The organism is Cellulosimicrobium sp. SH8 (assembly GCF_025818875.1).
GTDB classification, from domain to species: Bacteria; Actinomycetota; Actinomycetes; order Actinomycetales; family Cellulomonadaceae; genus Cellulosimicrobium; species Cellulosimicrobium cellulans_D.
Genome location: NZ_JAMXMH010000002.1, coordinates 506,659 through 525,089, shown reverse-complemented (window position 1 = coordinate 525,089; position 18,431 = coordinate 506,659). Strand labels below are relative to the sequence as shown.

Annotated in this window: 14 protein-coding genes; 5 read left to right on the top strand and 9 right to left on the bottom strand. The window is 75.5% G+C overall.

The genetic code is table 11. The features are described from left to right. Positions 1-87 precede the first annotated feature (87 nt). The 3 genes from NF338_RS05035 to NF338_RS05025 all read right to left on the bottom strand — a co-directional run bounded on the left by NF338_RS05035 (position 88) and on the right by NF338_RS05025 (position 3,723). A complete protein-coding gene (locus NF338_RS05035; protein WP_264029769.1) occupies positions 88-2,721 on the bottom strand; it encodes a heavy metal translocating P-type ATPase in 2,634 nt (877 codons plus the stop codon). Between the two features lie 255 nt (positions 2,722-2,976). Next, on the bottom strand, positions 2,977-3,360 hold the full coding sequence (locus NF338_RS05030) for a heavy-metal-associated domain-containing protein (protein ID WP_264029768.1): 384 nt from the start codon (positions 3,358-3,360) through the stop codon (positions 2,977-2,979). Between the two features lie 24 nt (positions 3,361-3,384). Continuing rightward, complete coding sequence (locus NF338_RS05025) at positions 3,385-3,723, bottom strand: metal-sensitive transcriptional regulator (protein WP_087470736.1); 339 nt, start codon at positions 3,721-3,723, stop codon at positions 3,385-3,387. A 238-nt stretch (positions 3,724-3,961) separates the two neighbouring features. Between NF338_RS05025 and NF338_RS05020 the strand changes: the two genes are divergently transcribed. The 3 genes from NF338_RS05020 (at position 3,962) to NF338_RS05010 (ending at position 6,417) form a co-directional block, all read left to right on the top strand. After that, positions 3,962-4,444: a hypothetical protein gene (locus tag NF338_RS05020; protein ID WP_264029767.1), complete on the top strand. Its 483-nt coding sequence runs from the start codon at positions 3,962-3,964 to the stop codon at positions 4,442-4,444. A gap of 136 nt (positions 4,445-4,580) precedes the next feature. After that, on the top strand, positions 4,581-5,684 hold the full coding sequence (locus tag NF338_RS05015; protein WP_264029766.1) for a DUF2330 domain-containing protein: 1,104 nt from the start codon (positions 4,581-4,583) through the stop codon (positions 5,682-5,684). A gap of 139 nt (positions 5,685-5,823) precedes the next feature. Continuing rightward, a complete protein-coding gene (locus tag NF338_RS05010; RefSeq protein ID WP_264029765.1) occupies positions 5,824-6,417 on the top strand; it encodes an HdeD family acid-resistance protein in 594 nt (197 codons plus the stop codon). A gap of 146 nt (positions 6,418-6,563) precedes the next feature. On the opposite strand, the gene hemL is transcribed toward NF338_RS05010, so the two are convergent. From hemL to hemE, 6 genes are all read right to left on the bottom strand, one after another. Beyond that, positions 6,564-7,979: a glutamate-1-semialdehyde 2,1-aminomutase gene (gene hemL / locus NF338_RS05005; protein ID WP_264029764.1), complete on the bottom strand. Its 1,416-nt coding sequence runs from the start codon at positions 7,977-7,979 to the stop codon at positions 6,564-6,566. Further along, positions 7,976-8,998 (bottom strand): porphobilinogen synthase, encoded by a 1,023-nt coding sequence (gene hemB, locus NF338_RS05000; RefSeq protein WP_412846137.1) that lies wholly within the window; start codon positions 8,996-8,998, stop codon positions 7,976-7,978. The genes hemL and hemB overlap by 4 nt, the downstream gene beginning before the upstream one ends. A gap of 5 nt (positions 8,999-9,003) precedes the next feature. Continuing rightward, complete coding sequence (locus NF338_RS04995) at positions 9,004-10,011, bottom strand: uroporphyrinogen-III synthase (RefSeq protein WP_264029762.1); 1,008 nt, start codon at positions 10,009-10,011, stop codon at positions 9,004-9,006. Further along, positions 10,008-11,120 carry a hydroxymethylbilane synthase gene (gene hemC / locus NF338_RS04990; protein ID WP_264029761.1) on the bottom strand — a complete coding sequence of 371 codons (1,113 nt, stop codon included), beginning with the start codon at positions 11,118-11,120 and terminating at the stop codon, positions 10,008-10,010. The genes NF338_RS04995 and hemC overlap by 4 nt, the downstream gene beginning before the upstream one ends. Before the next feature lie 174 nt (positions 11,121-11,294). Beyond that, a complete protein-coding gene (locus NF338_RS04985; RefSeq protein WP_264029760.1) occupies positions 11,295-12,776 on the bottom strand; it encodes a protoporphyrinogen/coproporphyrinogen oxidase in 1,482 nt (493 codons plus the stop codon). Beyond that, positions 12,773-13,933 carry a uroporphyrinogen decarboxylase gene (gene hemE / locus NF338_RS04980; RefSeq protein WP_264029759.1) on the bottom strand — a complete coding sequence of 387 codons (1,161 nt, stop codon included), beginning with the start codon at positions 13,931-13,933 and terminating at the stop codon, positions 12,773-12,775. Before hemE ends, NF338_RS04985 begins: the two co-directional genes overlap by 4 nt. Positions 13,934-13,983: 50 nt before the next feature. Here hemE and NF338_RS04975 point away from each other — a divergent pair, with 50 nt between their 5' ends. After that, on the top strand, positions 13,984-15,405 hold the full coding sequence (locus NF338_RS04975) for a glutamyl-tRNA reductase (protein ID WP_264029758.1): 1,422 nt from the start codon (positions 13,984-13,986) through the stop codon (positions 15,403-15,405). A 226-nt stretch (positions 15,406-15,631) separates the two neighbouring features. Further along, entirely contained in the window at positions 15,632-18,334 is a 2,703-nt protein-coding gene (locus NF338_RS04970; protein ID WP_264029757.1) for a GH92 family glycosyl hydrolase, read from the top strand. Positions 18,335-18,431: the final 97 nt, after the last annotated feature.

The window sequence follows — 18,431 nt, the reverse complement described above, 5'->3', positions numbered from 1 at the left end:
CTGTCGTTATCCGCGGGATAACGACAGCAACGTCGTGCTCGACGGCGACGAACGTCGTGGTCGGCGACGGCGACGGCGCGGGCCGGGTCAGGCGGCGCGGCGCAGGCGCAGCGAGTTCCCGACGACGAGCACCGAGCTCGCGGCCATCGCCGCCCCCGCGATCATCGGGTTGAGCAGGCCCGCCGCCGCGAGCGGGATCGCCGCCACGTTGTAGGCGAACGCCCAGAACAGGTTCTGCTGGATGATCCGCAGGGTCCGGCGCGAGAGCCGGATCGCCGTCGCCGCGCTGCGGAGGTCCCCGCGCACGAGCGTCAGGTCGCTCGCCTCGATCGCGACGTCCGTCCCCGTGCCCATCGCGAGCCCGAGGTCCGCCGTCGCGAGCGCGGCGGCGTCGTTCACGCCGTCCCCGACCATCGCGACGACCCGTCCCTCGCGCTGCAGCCGCGCGACGACGTCGACCTTCTGGTCCGGGAGCACGCGCGCGACGACGTCCGACTCCGCGATCCCGACGGCGCGCGCCGCCTCGCGGGCCGCGCCCTCGCCGTCGCCCGTGAGCAGGTAGGGCCGCAGGCCGAGGTCCGTCAGCTCGCGCACCGCCTCGGCAGACGTCGGCTTCACCGGGTCGCGCAGCACGAGCACCGCGCGCGCCCGGCCGTCCCACCCGACGACGACGGCGCTCGCCCCCGACGCCTCGGCGGCCGCGAACGCGCCGTCGAGCGCCGGGTCGGGCGAGACCCCCTCGCGCGCGAGCCACGACGGCTGCCCGACGAGCACGCGCCGCGCGGTGAGCCCGCCCCCGTCGCCCAGGGAGAGCCCGGAGTGCGCGGTGCGGACGACGGCCTCGACCCCGCCGCCCGGTGCGCTCCGGAAGTCGAACGCCTGCAGCGAACCGATCACCACGCCGTCGGCCCCCACCGGGGCGTCCCCGCCGGTCGAGGACGATGCGGCCGTCCGGCGCGCGGCCTGGGCGACCGCCCGGGCGATCGGGTGCTCGCTCAGCGCCTCGACCGCACCCGCGTGCCGCAGGGCGTCGCGCGCGTCGTCGACCTCCCGGCGCGACCCGTCAGCGTCTCGTCGCGCCGGAGCGCGACCGTCCGCTGACAACGTGTCGAGCGGCACGCTGCCCGACGGCGTCACGACCGCCTCGAGCGCCATCGCGCCCTGGGTGACGGTCCCCGTCTTGTCGAGCACGACGGTGTCCACGCGCCGCGTCGACTCGAGGATCTCCGGCCCCTTGATGAGCACGCCGAGCTGCGCGCCCCGGCCGGTGCCGACGAGCAGGGCCGTCGGCGTCGCCAGACCGAGCGCGCACGGGCACGCGATGATGAGCACCGCGACGGCGGCGGTGAACGCGAACTGCGTGCCGGCCCCGGCGAGCAGCCAGCCGACGAGCGTCACGACCGCGAGCACCAGCACGACCGGTACGAACACCGCCGAGATCCGGTCCGCGAGCCGCTGCACCGGCGCCTTGCCCGTCTGCGCCTGCGTGACGAGCCGCCCGATCTGCGCGAGCGTCGTCTCCTCGCCCACCCGCGTCGCCCGGACCAGCAGCGCGCCCGCCGCGTTGACCGTCGCGCCCGTCACGTCGTCGCCCGGGCCGACGTCGACCGGCACCGGCTCGCCCGTGAGCAGCGAGGTGTCGACCGCGCTCGACCCCTCCAGCACCACGCCGTCCGTCGCGACCTTCTCGCCCGGCCGCACGACGAACACGTCCCCGGCCACGAGGTCCGCGACCGGGACGCGCTCGGTGACCCGCGCGCCGTCGGCACCCGTGCGGGGAGAGCCGTCGGGACCGAGGACCACCCGCTCCGCGTCCTTCGCGCCCAGCTCGAGCAGCGACCGCAGCGCGTCGCCCGCGCGTCGCTTGGACCGGTGCTCCGCGTACCGGCCGGCGAGGAGGAACGTCGTGACGACGGCCGCGACCTCGAAGTACAGCTCCGGCGTGCCCATCACGTCCCGGGACGGGATCAGCGTCGGCTGCATCCGCATCCCCAGCTCGCCCGCGCCACCCAGCAGCAGCGCCCACAGCGACCACAGCGTCGCCGCGACCACCCCGAGCGAGACCAGCGTGTCCATCGTCGACGCGCCGTGCCGCGCGGCCCGGAACGCCGCCGTGTGGAACGGCCACGCGCCCCACGTGACGACCGGCAGCGCGAGCGCCGCGACGACCCACTGCCAGCCCGTGAACTGCAGCGCCGGGACCATCGACAGCGCGACGACCGGCACGGTGAGCACCGCCGCGACGCGCAGTCGCTGCCGCAGCACGGGACCTCGGTCTGGTCCGGCGGCGGTCTCGCCGGAGGTGCTGGGGTCGTGCCCGGCGGCGGGGCGACCCACGCGCGTCGCCTGCGTGGCCGACGCCTGCCCGGTCCGTTCGACGGCCGTCTCGCCTCCGTCTGCCGAGGTAGAGCCTTGGTCGCTCGAGGTGGAGGTGAGATCACGCCGGGTGGTGACGCGGGCGGTGTAGCCGGCCTTCTCGACGGCAGCGACGAGGTCGGCGTCGGTGACGTCGGCGGCGAGGACGACGTGCGCGTTCTCGAGCGGGAGGTTGACGGTGGCGGTGACGCCGTCGACGCGGTTGAGCCGCTTCTCGACGCGTGCGACGCAGGACGCGCACGTCATGCCCTCGATCGCGAGGTCGACCTCGGCGAACGGTCGACCGTCGACGGCGTCGCCCGGCGGGTCGGCGGTCGTCGGGGTGGGCGCGGGCTGGGCGGTCATGCGGGTGACTCCTCGACGGGTGCTCTGACGGAGGCCACCGACGGCGGTCCGGGGAGGCGGACGTCGCGGCGTGCGGGCCGTGCCGGTGCGGACGGGCGGCGTGGGTGCGCGTCGCGGTGGGCACCGGGGCGGTGCGACCTGTCAGCGACCGCTCGCGCGATACGGCGACCACCTGCTGACAGGTCACCCGGGAGTGGCGCTGTCAGCAGGAGGTCGCGTCATGCCGCGACCGGGTGCTGACAGGTCGCGTGCGGGTCAGGCGCGGGGCGGGACCTGGAGGTCGTACGTCTTCGTCGCGGGGACGGCGTCGCCCGTGGACGTGCTCGGCGCCGTGCCGCAGCCGCACGCGCACGCGTGCGCCTCCTGCTTCTCGGCGGCCTGCTCGGCGTACTGGGCGGCCAGGGCGTCCTCCTGGACCTCGACCGACGCGACCTCGTAGCCGGCCTCGTCCACGGCCTCGCGCAGCGCGGCCTCGTCGAGCGGGTCGTCGGAGAAGACCGTGACCTCGGACGCGCCGCCGACGCGCAGCTCGACGCTCACGTTCTCGACGCCGGCGACGGCCTCGAGGTCCTTGGTGACGTGCGCGACGCAGTTGCCGCAGGTCATGCCGGTGACGCCCAGGGTGGTGACGGTGCTCATGGTGCTCCTCGGTGGTGGGGTGGGTCAGCTGCGGACGAGGCGGGCGATGGCGTCGGCGGCCTCCTTGACCTTGGCCGCACCCTCCTCCTCGGACTGGCGGGCCGCGTCGACGACGCAGTGGCCGAGGTGGTCCTCGACGAGGCCGATGCTCACGGCCTGCAGCGCCTTCGTGACGGCGGAGACCTGCGTGAGGATGTCGATGCAGTAGACGTCCTCGTCGATCATGCGCGCGATGCCGCGCACCTGGCCCTCGATGCGGCGCATGCGCTTGAGGTACGCCTCCTTGTCGGACGCGTAGCCGTGCGGACCGGTGTGGGCCGCGTGCTCGTGCGCGACGGCGGGGGCCTCGGTGGTGTCGGTCATGCTCTCCTCCTCGTCCAGGGCGCGGTGCCGTGACCGCGGGCGATCGTCGTCTTATACCCCACCAGGGTAACCGATGGATACCCCCCAAGGGTACGCCGGTCCCCGTCGTCCGACGACGGGGGTCGTGACACCTGTCATGCCTGCGCGGTGACGGTCCCACGTCCTCCGGTGAGCGGGCGCACTGTCGGCGCGCCCGCGCCGCCGAGAGGCTGGAGGCACCCACAACGAGAGGCGCACCATGACCGACATCGTCACCGGGCTCCAGGAGCTCACCCAGGGTCTTCCGCCCCTGCTGCGCTGGGTCGGGGTCCTCCTCGCGGGCGCGATCCCGTACGTCGAGGCCGAGGGGGCGGCGATCCTGGGGGTCGTCGCGGGGGTGAACCCCGTCGTCGCGATCGTCGCCGCCGTGGTGGGCAACGCGATCGCCCTCGCGCTCGTCGTCTGGCTCATCGGTGCCGCCCGCTCGGGCGTCACGCGCGGACGAGCCGCCGAGCAGTCGCCCAAGCAGCAGCGGATGCGGAAGGTGTTCGACCGGTACGGCGTGCCCGGCGTCAGCCTCCTCGGGCCCCTGCTGCTGCCGAGCCACGTCACCGCAGCCGCCATGGTCGGGTTCGGTGCGCCGCGCGCCCGCGTCTTCACCTGGGGGGTCGTCGCGGTCACGGCGTGGGCCGTCGTCCTCGGCATCCTCGTGCACCTCGGAGTGAGCGCGGCGGTCGCCTGACACCGCCCCCGGCTCCTGCCCGACAGCGCGTCACGGACTGTCGCGGGGGCTCGGCGGGTCACGCTGCTGTCACGGCCTCATCACGATTGCGGCGCTCGCCGCGCGAGGCTCCTGGCGCCCCCCTAGCCTCCCAAGCATGAGCAGGGGAGCGGGAGCAGGACGGGCGGTCCGCGCGGCGGCGGTCGCGCTCGCGCTCGCGGGCGCGGGCGTCGTCGCGGCACCGCCGGCGGGCGCGTGCGCGTGCGGCGGCCTCGTCGACGGGCCCGCGTACGACACCTCGGTCTCGCAGGAGACGGCCGTGCTCCAGTGGGACGGGACGACCGAGACGATGCTGCTGGAGCTCGACGCGCTGTCGAACGCCCCCGAGGTCGGGCTGCTGCTTCCCACCCCCGCGCCGGCCGAGGTCGCGCTCGCCGACCCGCAGGTCTTCCGCGAGCTCGACGACCTCACGCAACCCCGCGCCGTCGTCTCCGACTACCGGTGGTGGCCCGAGCTGGGGTTCGGCGCCGCCGGGAGCGACGGTGCCGGCGCGCCGGCGGGGGTCGCGGTGCTCGACGAGGTGCGGCTCGGCCCGCTCGACGTCACGACGCTCGGCGCGACCGACCCGGGTGCGCTCGGGGCGTGGCTCACGGAGCGGGGGTTCCAGCTCCCCGAGTCGATCCAGACCGCGCTCGTGCCGTACGTGAACGAGGGCTGGTCGTTCGTCGCCGCCCGGCTCGCGCCGGAGGAGGCGGCCGCGTTCGACGGGACGCTGCAGCCCCTGCGCGTCACGTTCGCGAGCGGTTCGCTCGTCTACCCCATGCGCATGTCCGCCGTCGCCGACGACACCCAGAGCACGCGCACGTACGTCCTGGCCGACCACCGCGTCGACCGCACGGACGCGACCGCTGCCGCGACCGAGCCGACGGTGCGGTTCGCGGGCCGCGTCGACCCGGCGTCGGTGGGCTCCGACGAGCTCGCCGAGCTCCTCGCCGCCGGCAGCTTCGTCACGTCGCACGAGCAGGTCTTCACCGACCCGGGGACGGAGATCGTCTCCGACTTCGCGTTCGAGCCGGCCGGTGCCGACGTCGCGTACGCGCCGACGTACGCGGTCGTCGCGGACAAGCGGATCGGCCCGTTCTTCGCGGGCCCCGTCCTCGCGTTCACGGCCGTGCTCGCGCTGGCCGCCCTCGTGATCTGGTCGGGCCGACGGCGGCGCGCCCCCGCGCCGGCCCTCTCACCGCGACCTGCGCGGGCGTGACCGTCCGGCACGAGCGGGCGAAACGCGCGCTTCGCCGCGACACGCGGGATTTCTGGGTGTTCCATGGAGGCGAAGCGGGAGGCGACACAGGCCCCAGGCCGCCGGTGAGCCGGCCCGTCACCTAGCACGGGGAGTGACCATGACGACGCAGGACCCGATCCTCACCGCCTTCTCCAGCACCGCGAAGCAGGTCTGGTACTGGCCAGTGCTCCGCGGGGCGCTCGCCATCCTCTTCGGCATCGTCGCCCTGGCGTGGCCGGACAAGACCGCGGCCGTGATCATCTGGGTCATCGGCATCTTCGCGGTCGTCGACGGGATCGTCGAGATCATCGAGGGCATCCGGCGTCGCGGCACCGGCAGCGGCACCGCGTTCCTCGTCACCATGGGTGTCCTCAGCCTGGCCGTCGGCATCGTGCTGCTCGTCTGGCCGGGCAAGACCGCGATCGTCCTCACCTGGATCGTCGGCTTCTGGGCCGTCGTCTACGGCCTGTTCCAGACGGTCGCGAGCCTCGACCTGCGCAAGGTCCCCGGCAGCGGCTGGGGCTGGGGCGTCTTCGCCGGGCTCCTGGGTCTCGTCTTCGGTCTGCTCGTGCTGTTCAACGTCAACGCCGGGCTGGTCTCGATCGTCTGGATCCTCGCGATCTTCGCGATCCTCTGGGGCGTCATGCTCATCGCGTTCGGCGTCCAGATCCGCTCGCTCGGCAGGCGGGCGGGCCAGGCCGCGACGTACTGACGCTGCGCCCCCGCGCGCCCCGCGGCCCCGCGCTGCCGAGCACGCGATCCCGCGCCGTCGAACACGACGTTGGTGTCGTTATCCGAGGGATGACGACACCAACGTCGTGTTCGGCGTACTCCCCGGGCGGCGCCCGGGGGCAGGGGTCAGGCCGGGGCGGCTTGTGCGGCGGCGCGGGCGGCCGCGGGGAAGGCGTCGAGGATGCGGGAGACGGCGGCGTCGTCGTGGGCGGCGGAGACGAACCAGGCCTCGAACACCGACGGCGGCAGGCTCACGCCCGCGTCGAGCATCGCGTGGAAGAACGCGCGGTACCGGAACGTCTCCTGCGCCTGGGCCTGCGCGTAGTCGCGCACGCCCGCGGTCGCGGCGAGCTCGCCGAAGAACACGGAGAAGAGCGAGCCCGCGCGCTGCACGCGGTGCGGCACGCCCGCCGCGTCGAGCGCCGAGCCCACGGCCGACGACAGCACGCCCGCGACCTCGTCCACGCGCGCGTACACGGCGTCGTCGGCGAGGCGCAGCGTCGCGAGACCCGCCGCGACCGCGACCGGGTTCCCGGACAGCGTGCCCGCCTGGTAGACGGGCCCGAGCGGCGCGAGCTGGTCCATGACGCTCGCCGGCCCACCGACCGCGGCGACGGGCATCCCGCCGCCCACGACCTTGCCGAACGTGAACAGGTCGGGCGTGTAGCCGTCCGCGCCCTGTCCGCGCAGGACGCTGTTCTCGAGGCCCCACCACCCGCTCGGCCCGACGCGGAAGCCCGTCAGCACCTCGTCGAGGACCAGCAGCGCGCCGTGCGCGGCGGTGATGCGGCGCAGGCCCTCGTTGAAGCCCTCCGCGGGCGGGACGACGCCCATGTTCGCGGGCGACGCCTCCGTGATGACTGCGGCGATCTCCGACCCGCGCTCCGCGAACGCCGCCTCGACCGCGGCGAGGTCGTTGTACGGCAGGACGAGCGTCTCGGCCGCCGTCGCCTCGGTGACCCCGGCCGAGCCGGGCAGGGCGAGCGTCGCGACGCCGGAGCCAGCCTCCGCGAGCAGCGCGTCCACGTGCCCGTGGTAGCAGCCGGCGAACTTCACGACGACGTCGCGCCCGGTCACGCCGCGCGCGAGCCGGATCGCGGTCATCGTCGCCTCGGTGCCGGTCGACACGAGACGCACGCGATCCGCGGCGGGCACCCGGCGGCGGATCTCCTCCGCGAGCTCGACCTCGCCGAGCGTCGGGGCGCCGAACGACAGCCCGCGCGCCGCCGCCTCCTGGACCGCCGCGACGACGTCGGGCTGCGCGTGCCCGAGCAGTGCCGGGCCCCACGAGCACACGAGGTCGACGTACTCCCGCCCCGCGACGTCGGTGACGTACGGTCCCCGGGCCGAGGCGAGGAACCGCGGGTCGCCGCCGACGGACCCGTAGGCGCGGACCGGCGAGCTCACGCCGCCCGGCAGCACGCCCTGCGCGCGCACGAACGCGGCGTGGTTGTCCGCCCCACCTGCGCCGGGCGCGCCGAACAGCGCCGCGTTCTCCGCCTGCACGGCCTCCGCCGTCCCGAAGCCTCCGGTGTCCGTCATGCCCGCGTCCTTCCGTCGTTCTCGTCCAGCCAGCCCGCGAGCTCCGTCGCCCAGTAGGTGAGGATCACGTCCGCGCCGGCGCGCTTGATGCCGAGCACCGACTCCGTGATCGCGCCGCGCCGGTCGATCCAGCCGTTCGCGGCGGCGGCCTCGATCATCGCGTACTCGCCCGACACCTGGTACGCCGCGACGGGCACCGGCGACATCTCCGCGACCGCGGCGAGCACGTCCAGGTACGAGCCCGCGGGCTTGACCATGACCAGGTCCGCGCCCTCGGCGAGGTCGAGGTCGGCCTCGCGCAGACCCTCGCGCGCGTTGCCCGCGTCCATCTGGTACGTGCGGCGGTCGCCCTGGAGCGCCGAGTCCACGGCCTCCCGGAACGGCCCGTAGAACGCGCTCGCGTACTTCGCGGAGTAGGCGAGGATGCCGACGTCGTCGAACCCCGCGGCGTCCAGCGCCTCGCGGATCACGCCGACCTGGCCGTCCATCATGCCCGACGGCGCGACGACGTCCGCGCCCGCGCGCGCCTGCGCGACGGCCATCGACGCGTAGCGGTCGAGCGTCGCGTCGTTGTCGACGACCACGGACCCGTCGCGGCCGGTGGTGAGCACGCCGCAGTGCCCGTGGTCGGTGAACTCGTCGAGGCACGTGTCGGCCATGACGACCGGCCCGCCGCCGGCGTGCTCGCGCGCCGCCTCGACCGCGATCCGGATGCCGCGCTGCAGGATCCCGTCCGCGGCGTCCGCCTGCGTCCCGGTCGCGTCGCGCTCGGCGGGGATGCCGAACAGCATGACGCCGCCGACGCCCGCACGCGCCGCGTCGCGGACGGCGTCCGCGAGCGTCGCCTCCGTGTGCTGCACGACGCCCGGCATCGACGAGATGGGGCGCGGCGCGTCGAGGCCCTCCTTGACGAACAGGGGGAGCACGAGGTCCGACGCGTGCACGCGCGTCTCGCTGACGAGCCGTCGCACGCGCGGGCTCGTGCGCAGGCGGCGCGGCCGGTGGTGCCCGGCAGGCAGGTGGGTCACGAGGGGTCTCCTTCGTCGGTCGCGTCGGGGTCGTCGGCGGCCGGGGGAGCGGCCGGGCCGTCCGACAGGGCGGTGGTCAGGGCTGCGCTCACGGCGGCGGCGAGCGCGGCGTCGGTCGGGCGCTCCGCCACGACGTCGAGTCGCAGCCCGACGGCGCGCGCCGCCCGGGCGGTCGGGTCGCCGATCGCGACCCCCGCGACGTCGTCGCGAGGACCGAGCTGCCGCGCGACCTCCCGCGCGACGCTCCCCGACGTCAGCACGACGGCGTCTACCTCGCCCGCGCGCCACGCCGCGACGATCTCCGGCGCGAGCGGGTGCGTGACGGTGCGGTAGACGGTGACGACGTGCGGGACGTAGCCCAGGTCGTGCAGGCCGTCGTGCATCGTCGGTGCCGCGAGGTCCCCCTGGGGGAGCAGCACCAGACCTCGACCTCGCGGGGTAGAGCCCTGGTTCGTCGAGGTAGAGGCGTGGTCGGTCGCGGCGAGGGTGGCGAAGGCGGCGACGAGGCCGCGGGCGGAGTTCTCGGTCGGCTCGAGGTCCACCTGGATGCCGACGGCGTCGAGGGCGCGGCGGGTCGCGGGGCCGACGGCGGCCCACCGGGACCGGCGGGCGGCGTCGGCCAGGTCGAGGCCCTGGCGGGCGACGGACGCCAGGAGCTCGTCGATCGCGTTGACGCTCGTCACGACGACCCAGGCGAAGTCGCCGTGCGCGAGGCGGGCGACGGCGCCGTCCACGGGGGCGGTGTCCTCGACCCGGGCGCGCTCGATCGCGGGGCTGACGAGGACGCGCGCACCGGCGTGGCGGAGCGCCGCCGCGAGCCCGGCGGCGCGCTCGGGCGCGCGCGGGACGAGGACCGTCCGTCCGGCGAGCGGTGCGCCCGCGGCGTGCGGGCGCGACGCCGGTCCGGCGGTCTCGGCGTCGCCGTGCGGGGTCGGCCGCACCGGCGGGGGCGGGACGACGGGCGCGGGGCCGCGCGACGGGTCGCGCAGGGGGCCCGGGCTCATTCCGCCTCGCCGCGGTAGCCGCCGTCGCGGAGCTGCTCGCGCGCGGTCTCGACGGCGCGGTCGGGTGACGGGACGGCGTCGTCGGCGGGGGCCGGCACCGGCTCGGCCGTCGCTGCTCGCCCCCCGGCCCCAGAGCCGGTCTCCCGGAGCGGGGCGAGGCGGGCGGCGCCGTCGGCGAGGAGCGCGTCGGCGACGCGCACGCCGAGCGCGCGGGCGGCGTCGTCCCGCGCGTCCTGCGACGTCGCGCCGACCGGCACGGTGGTGCGGCCCGAGTGCGTGAGCTGCTCGACGCCGTCGACCCGGGCGACGACGGCGGTCAGCACGACCTCGCCGTCCTCGACCACGGCGTGCGCGCCGACCGGTGCGGCGCAGCCGGCCTCGAGGCGTGCGAGGAGCGACCGCTCGGCGAGCACGGCGAGGCGCGTCGGCTCGTGGTCGAGGTCGTGCAGGGCACGCGCGAGCACGGGGTCCTCGAGCGACGACGTGCGCACCTCCACCGCGAGGGCGCCCTGCCCGGCGGCGGGCGCCATGATCGCGGTGTCGACGACCTCGGACACCGCGTCGAGCCGGCCGAGCCGCGCGAGGCCCGCGTACGCGAGCACGACGGCGTCGAGGTCGGCGTCCGGGCCGAGCGCGCGGGCGAGTCGGGTGTCGACGTTGCCGCGGATGTCCACGACGTCGAGGTCCGGCCGGACGGAGCGGAGCTGCGCAGCGCGTCGGGGAGACCCGGTGCCGACGCGGGCACCGCGCGGGAGCGTCGCGATGGTGAGGCCGCCGCGTGCGCACAGCACGTCGCGCGGGTTCTCGCGCTCCGGCGTGACGATCGTCAGGCCGGGGGCGGGCTCGGTCGGCAGGTCCTTGAGCGAGTGGACCGCGACGTCGCAGCGACCGTCGAGCAGCGCGTCGCGCAGCGCGGTGACGAACACGCCGGTGCCGCCCATCTGGGCGAGCGACCCGGTGAGGACGTCGCCGTCGGTGCGGACGCGCACGATCTCGACGTCGCGGCCGGTCAGCTCTTCGAGGCGTCGGGCGACGTGGCCGGTCTGGGTGGTGGCGAGGGCGCTGCCGCGCGTGCCCACGCGGAGGGGAGGGGTACCTGCAGGGCTCACGGTCCCAGTCTCTCCCCACTGCGGCGGTGCGCGGAAATGCGCACGTCACGACGGGGGAAATACCCGCAGGAGTGACGTGGTCCTGACGCTCGGTCAGGAACGTTCCGACAATACGTCAGGACAATTCCTGAGGAATTGCCGTTCTCCTTTCTCGGGATTCCGCTCAGGATTGCCTCACTCCACGCCGGCGAGGCCGCGCGCGCATTCCTGGGCGTGTCCGACGATGGCCGCGAGCCCCGTCCCGGCGATCCAGCCCCCGGTCACGCCGAGCCCGGGGACGGCCTCGACCCGGGCGACGAACGCCGCCACCTCGCGCCGGAACGCGGGGGTGGGTGGGGGCAGCGCACCGTTCCAGCGCGTCACGACGTGCCCGAGCACGCGCCCGTGCAGGTCGACGCCGAACAGCCGCGAGGCGTCGGCGACGACGCGGTCGAGGTCGGGCTCCGTCGTCGCGCCGATGCGTCCGTAGCTGAGCCGCACCACGTGGTGGCCCGGGCCGACGGCGCCGCGCACACGGTCGCGCAGCCACGGCCACTTGGCGGTCGAGTGGGTCAGCGCCTTGGCCTCGACGTCCGACGGCGGTGCGGTGCGGCCCGCGTCCCGGTGCGGCGGGGCGACGAGCAGGCCGGTCCCGCGTGGGGCGTCGTCGAGCTCGGGCGCGCGGAGCAGGAGCGTGACGAGGCGGACGTCCGCGCCGGGCTCCGGGTCGGGCAGCAGGTCCGCCGCCGTGCCGACGAGCGGGCCGAGCGCGTCCACGAGCGCCGGGGTCGTCACGACGAGCCGTGGCGCGGCGAGCTCGAGCGGCCCGTCGGGCGTCTGCGCGCGGACGACCCAGGAGCCGGAGGACGCGCCGCCGTCGGAGGGCCCACGGCTCGGGTCCCTGCGGGCGATCTCCGTGACCTCGTGGCGCAGCCGCACGTCGGCGCCCGCCGCGAGCTCCTCGACGAGCCGGTGCATGCCGCCGTCGATGCCGCGCACGGCCGAGCCCGCGGGCGCGAGCGCGCGCAGCGACGCGACGGCCCGCGCGAGCGACCCCTCGCGCTCGAACGCCTCGCGGAGCCCCGGCGCGACGGCGCCGACGTCCAGCCGGTCGAGCGGGGCCGAGTGCACCCCGGCCGCGACGGGCGCGACGAGCCGCTCCGTGACGCGCGTCCCCATGCGCGAGCGCGCGAACGTCTCGAGCGTGCGCAGGTCGGTGAAGCGGCGGGGCAGGACGCGGTCGAGGCTCGCGCGCAGCGCCCCGCCGACGCCGACCGCGCGGCGGACGTCGCGGGACCACGGCTGGGCCGGGATCCCGAGCACGCCCGCGCGGGGCAGCGGGTAGGCGCGCCCGGCGGCGTAGCCCCAGGCGCCCGCCCCCGACGGCTCGACGACGTCGAGGCCGAGCGCGGAGACGAGGTCGCCGACGGCCGCGCCGCGGGCCGCGAAGGACTCGGCGCCGAGGTCGACGCGGACGCCGTCGAGGCCGGGCAGGTCGCCGCCCCGGACCGGCCCGCCGGGGACGTCCGCGGCCTCGAGCACTACGACGCGCAGCCCCTGCTCGCGCAAGGACCGGGCCGCGGTGAGCCCCGCGACCCCCGCGCCGACGACGACCGCGTCCACCTCCTCGGGGACGGTCCCGGGGGAGGTGCGGGACGTCGTCGGCTCGGTGCTCACCGTCGGGTCGCCTCCTCGTGCGCGTCGTCCTGTCCCGACCAGTCTGCGCCGAGCGCGTGGACCAGGCCGACGACGCGCGTGAGGACGTCCGGGTCGGTGTCCGGCGGGACGCCGTGGCCGAGGTTCACGACGTGCCCGGGCGCGGTGCGCCCGCGACGCACGACGTCGCGCACGTGCGCCTCGAGCACGTCCCACGGCGCGGCGAGCAGCGCGGGATCGATGTTGCCCTGGACCGGGACGGGAGCGTGCCCGTCGGCGAGGAGCCGGGCGGCGTCGTCGAGCGGGGTGCGGTAGTCGACGCCCACGGTCACGTCCTGCACCCCGGCCGCGGTGACGGCGTCGCGCATCGCGGGGAGCAGGTGGCCGGTGCCGGTGCCGAAGTGGACGACCGGCACGCCCAGGTCGGCGACGTGGGTGAGCGCGCGCGTGCTCGCCGGGGCGGCGCCCGCCGCGTAGTCCGCGAGCGAGAGCGAGCCCGCCCACGAGTCGAAGAGCTGGGCGGCGCTCGCGCCCGCCTGGACCTGCGCGCGCAGGAACGTGCCGGTGAGGTCGGCGGCCCAGTCGACGAGGCGCTGCCACGTCTCCGGGTCGCCGCGCAGCAGCGCGCGGGCCGCGAGGTGGTCGCGTGACGGCCGTCCCTCGACGAGGTAGGCCGCGAGCGTGAACGGCGCGCCCGCGAACCCGATGAGCGGCGTCGAGCCGAGCGCATCGACGGTCAGCGCGACGGCCTCCCGGATCGGGGCGAGCGACTCCTCGGTGAGCTCGGTCTCCACGAGGCGCGCGACGTCGTCGGGCGTCCGGTACGCCTGGCCCATGACCGGGCCGACGCCCGGCGCGATGTCGACCTCGACGCCCGCGAGGCGCAGCGGCACGACGATGTCCGAGAAGAAGATGCCTGCGTCCACGCCGTGGCGACGCACCGGCTGGAGCGTGATCTCCGACGCGAGGTCCGGCCGCAGGCACGAGTCGAGCATGCTCACGCCCTCGCGGGCCGCGCGGTACTCGGGGAGGGACCGGCCCGCCTGGCGCATGAACCACACCGGTGTGATTTCCGGGCGATTTCCCGTCGTGCCCGCGCGCAGGGCCTGCACGAGCGGAGAACGGTCCGTGCGGCCGTCGGTCAGGGGATGGCCCGGGGAAAGGGCGACAGGAATCACAGCTACCGATTCTGCCTCCCTCCCGGTGGAATGATTAAATCGGAGGCACTGTGGCTCTTCTCTCCCTCACGGCCAGCCACCACGAGCTCGACCTCGACGCCCTGGAACGTCTCTCCACCGGGGCCCACTCGATCGGCGGCTCCGCGGTCGCGGCGTGCGACGTGATCACCGGTGCCGTCGTCCTCGCGACGTGCAACCGGTTCGAGCTGTACCTCGACGTGGACGCGCCCCTCGACGGGGCGGGCGTGCAGCACGCGACGGAGCACGTCGCGCGCATGGTCGCCGACGCGTCGGGCGTCGCCCCGGTCGAGGCACTCGCCTCGTTCCGCACCCGCGCCGGGACCGAGGTCGCCGAGCACCTGTTCGCCGTCGCGTCGGGCCTGGACTCCATGGTCGTGGGCGAGCGCGAGATCGCCGGGCAGGTGAAGCGCGCCCTGGAGACCGCGCACGCCGACGGCGTGACCTCCTCCACGCTCGAGCTCCTGTTCCAGACGGCGTCGCGCACGTCCAAGAAGGTCAGCACGCAGACGACGCTCGGCGGCGCGGGCCGCTCCGTCGTCGCGCTCGGCCTCGACCTCGCGGCGGCCGAGCTGCCGCCGTGGCACCAGGTGCGCGCCGTCCTCATCGGGACGGGGTCGTACGCGGGCGCGAGCCTCGCGGCGCTGCGTGCGCTCGGGTGCGACGACGTGCGCGTCTACTCGCAGTCCGGCCGCGCGGAGGAGTTCGCCGCCGCGCGCGGCGTCGAGGCCGTGACGGACCTCGTCGCGGCGCTCGAGGACGCCGACCTCGTGGTGTCGTGCTCCGGTGCGCGCGGGCGGGCGCTCGCGGCGGACGCCGCGCGTCCGGGAGGGGGCGCCGACCGCCGCGAGCAGGCCATCGAGCACGTGCTCGACGCCGCCGCCGTGGTCCGTGCGCGCGAGCGTGCCGCGGTCCGCGCCGGGGACGAGCCCGCGGCACGCCCGACCGTCGTGCTCGACCTCGCGCTGCACCGCGACGTCGACCCGCGCGTCGCGGACGTCGAGGGCGTGCTGCTCTACGACCTCGCGACGCTCGCCGCGCACTCGCCGTCCATCGCGTCGGAGCTCGTGGCGCAGGCCCGCACGATCGTCGACGACGCGACGCGCGCGTTCGAGGAGACGCGGCTCGGCCGCGCGGCGGACACCGCGGTCGTCGCGCTGCTCGCCGACGCGGAGCGGCGCGTCGCGCTCGAGGTGGCCGACGTCGTCGCGCTGCGCGAGGCGGACGGCGACCCGGTCGAGCCGGACGAGGCCGACGAGATCGCGCGCGACGTGCGGCGTCGCGTCCACGCCGACCTGCACCGCGCGATCGTCGAGGCCCGCGCCGAGGCCGTCGCGACCGCGCGGTCGGAGGAGCGCGCCGTCGTCGCGGACGCTCAGGCGCTGGCCGACGAGGCGGCGACCACCGCACGGCCGGCGAGCCCGGGATCGCTCCCCACGCCCGCCGCACGCTGAGGAATCACCCCGGGCTCGGCCGCCGCGGCCCTCCATGATCGACCGAGCCGTTCGCCCGGGCATGCAATTGACAGCGCAGTCATAGCCGGGAGAGAGTGACCGGCGGACGCCCGTCGTCGACCAGGAGCACCGTCGCCCCGCCACGAGCGGCCCGGGCGGCACCTGGCCGACTGACCCGGGGCACCCCGGGCGACGCAGCCCGGTCGCACGTCGAAGAGGACATGGCATGAGACGACCACGACTCGCCCTGCTCGCCGCCGGGCTCGCGCTCGCCGTCGCGCCGGGCACGCTGCTGCCCGCCGCCGCGGGCGCCGCCCCCGGCAACGAGGGCACCGTCACCGCGACCGCCGGCGACGACCTCACGCTCGAGGTCAACCCGTTCGTCGGCACCGAGAGCGAGGGCAACGCCTACCCGGGCGCGACCGTGCCGTTCGGCATGGTCCAGCTCAGCCCGGACAACACGAACTCCTACGCCTCGACGTCGTACAGCACGAACGCCGGGCGCGTGTGGGGCTTCAGCCACCGGCACGTGAACAGCGCGGGCTGCCCCGCGGCGGGCGAGCTGCTCGTCACGCCGGACACGAGCGTGACCCCGCGCACGACGCGCTCCTTCATCGCCATCAAGGACCAGAAGAACACCGAGCACGCGTCCGCCGGGTTCTACGAGGTGACGCTCGCGAACGACGTGCACGCCGAGCTCAGCGCGACCACACGCGTCGGTGCGCACCGCTACACGTTCCCCGCCTCGACGACGTCGCACCTGTCGTTCAACGTGGGCCAGACGCTGCGCGACGCCGGCGCGAGCTCGGTGACGTGGGTCGACGACCGCACGCTCGAGGGCTGGGTCGACAACGGCGGGTTCTGCGGCGGCACGCCGGACAAGCAGCGGTACTTCTTCAGCGCGACGTTCGACCGCCCGGTCGCGTCGAGCGGCACGTGGGGGACCGACGCGCGGTACGTCGCGGGCTCCACGACGAGCGAGGTCGCGCAGGGCAACAACGGCGCCGTCGCGGTGTTCGACACCACGAGCGACCGCGACGTCGAGGTGAGCGTCGGTGTGTCCTTCGTGAGCGTCGACGGCGCGCGCGCCAACCGCGAGGCGGAGGCCACCGCGGAGGGTGGCCAGGTCGCGTTCGACACGGTGCGCGAGGAGGCCCGCGACGCGTGGAACGTCGAGCTCGGCCGCGCCGCGATCGACGCGTCGCCCGACCAGCGCCGCGTCTTCTACACCCAGCTCTACAAGACCCTGCTGTCCCCGACGATCGGCAGCGACGTCGACGGGCGGTACCGCGGCACGGACCTCGAGGTCCACCAGGCCGACGGCTGGGACTACTACCAGAACTTCTCGCTCTGGGACACGTACCGCACGCAGGCGACGCTGCACGCGCTGCTCCTCCCGGAGCGCGCGCAGGACATCGTGCGCTCGATGTACCAGCACCGCGTCGAGGGCGGCTGGCTGCCGCGCTGGTCGCTCGGCGCGCTGGAGACGAACATCATGGCGGGCGACCCCGTCACGCCGTGGCTCGCGGAGAACTTCGCGCTCGGCACGGTCCCCGACGACATCGCCGACGAGCTGTGGGACTACCTCGTCGAGAACGCGACGACGACGCCCCCGTCGGACGTCGCGTCCGTCGGCCGACGCAGCACCGAGTTCTACGCCGAGCACGGCCACGTGCCCTTCTACCCCGAGAACGAGGGTGGCCTCGGCGGCCAGTTCGAGGAGTACCGCCACGGCGGCTCGGCCACGCTCGAGCTCGCGCTCGCCGACGCGAGCCTCGGCGCCGCGGCGGAGCGCACGGGTCGCGAGGGCGGCCAGGCGTTCCTCGACAAGGGCCGCAACTGGCGCAACCTGTGGAACCCGGACGTCCAGCTCTCGGGCGGCTTCCAGGGCATGGTCAACGCGAAGCGTCCGACGGGCGAGTTCGTCACGCTCCCCGAGCTGACCGACGTCACGCGCTCCGGCTTCCACGAGGGCGTGCCGTGGCAGTACCAGTGGATGGTGCCGCAGGACGTCACGGGCCTCCAGGAGGTCATGGGCGGCGAGGACGGCTTCGTCGAGCGTCTCGACTACTACTTCGACCAGCCGGCGCTCGCGGCGAACCCCGGCGTCTCGCCGAGCACGTGGGCCAAGGGCGGCAGCTCCTACTACACGACGATCCGCTACAACCCGGGCAACGAGCCGACGATCACGAACGCGTGGCTCTACGGGTACGTCGGGCAGCCGTGGAAGACGAACGACGTGCTCGCCGCGAACCTCAACCGCTTCCCGGACACCCCCGGCGGCGGCGTGGGCAACGACGACCTCGGCACGCTCGCCGCCTGGTACGTCATGGCGTCGCTCGGCTTCGAGCCCGTCATGCCGGGGTCCGGCATCCTCGCGCTCAACGCGCCCAAGGTGCAGGCCGCGACGCTCACGACCGACGCCGGGGCGACCCTGCAGATCGACGCGGCGGGAGCGAACGAGAAGCTGCCGAGCTACGTCGCGGGCCTCGAGGTCGACGGCGCCGCGCACACCGCCGCGTGGCTCGACGTCGCGGCGCTGCAGGACGGCGGCACGCTCGACTTCGACCTCGCCGACACGAGCGCGGGCCTCACGTGGGGCACCGGGGCGGCCGACCGCATCCCGTCGGTCTCCGCGGCGGCCCCGCCCGCCCCGGTCACGGTCGAGGCGAGCGCGCGCTGCCTCGGCGGCCGGGCGTTCGTCGCGGTCCGCGCGACCAGCACGGCTGACGAGCCCGTCGACGTCACGCTCACGACGCCGTTCGGCGAGCGCACGGTCCGGCACGTCCAGCCGGGCAAGAACGCCTACCAGTCGTTCACGACGCGCACCACGTCCGTCGAGGCGGGCACGGCGACCGTGACCGTCGTCGCCGCGGACGGCACGGTGTCCCACGTCGACGCCGCGTACGAGGCGCTCGACTGCGGCTGACCGCGGTCCGGTCGCGACAGGGGAGCGCACGCGCTCCCGCACGAGGGCCGTCGTCGGGCACCCCGCCCGGCGGCGGCCCTCGCCGCTAGGCTCGGCG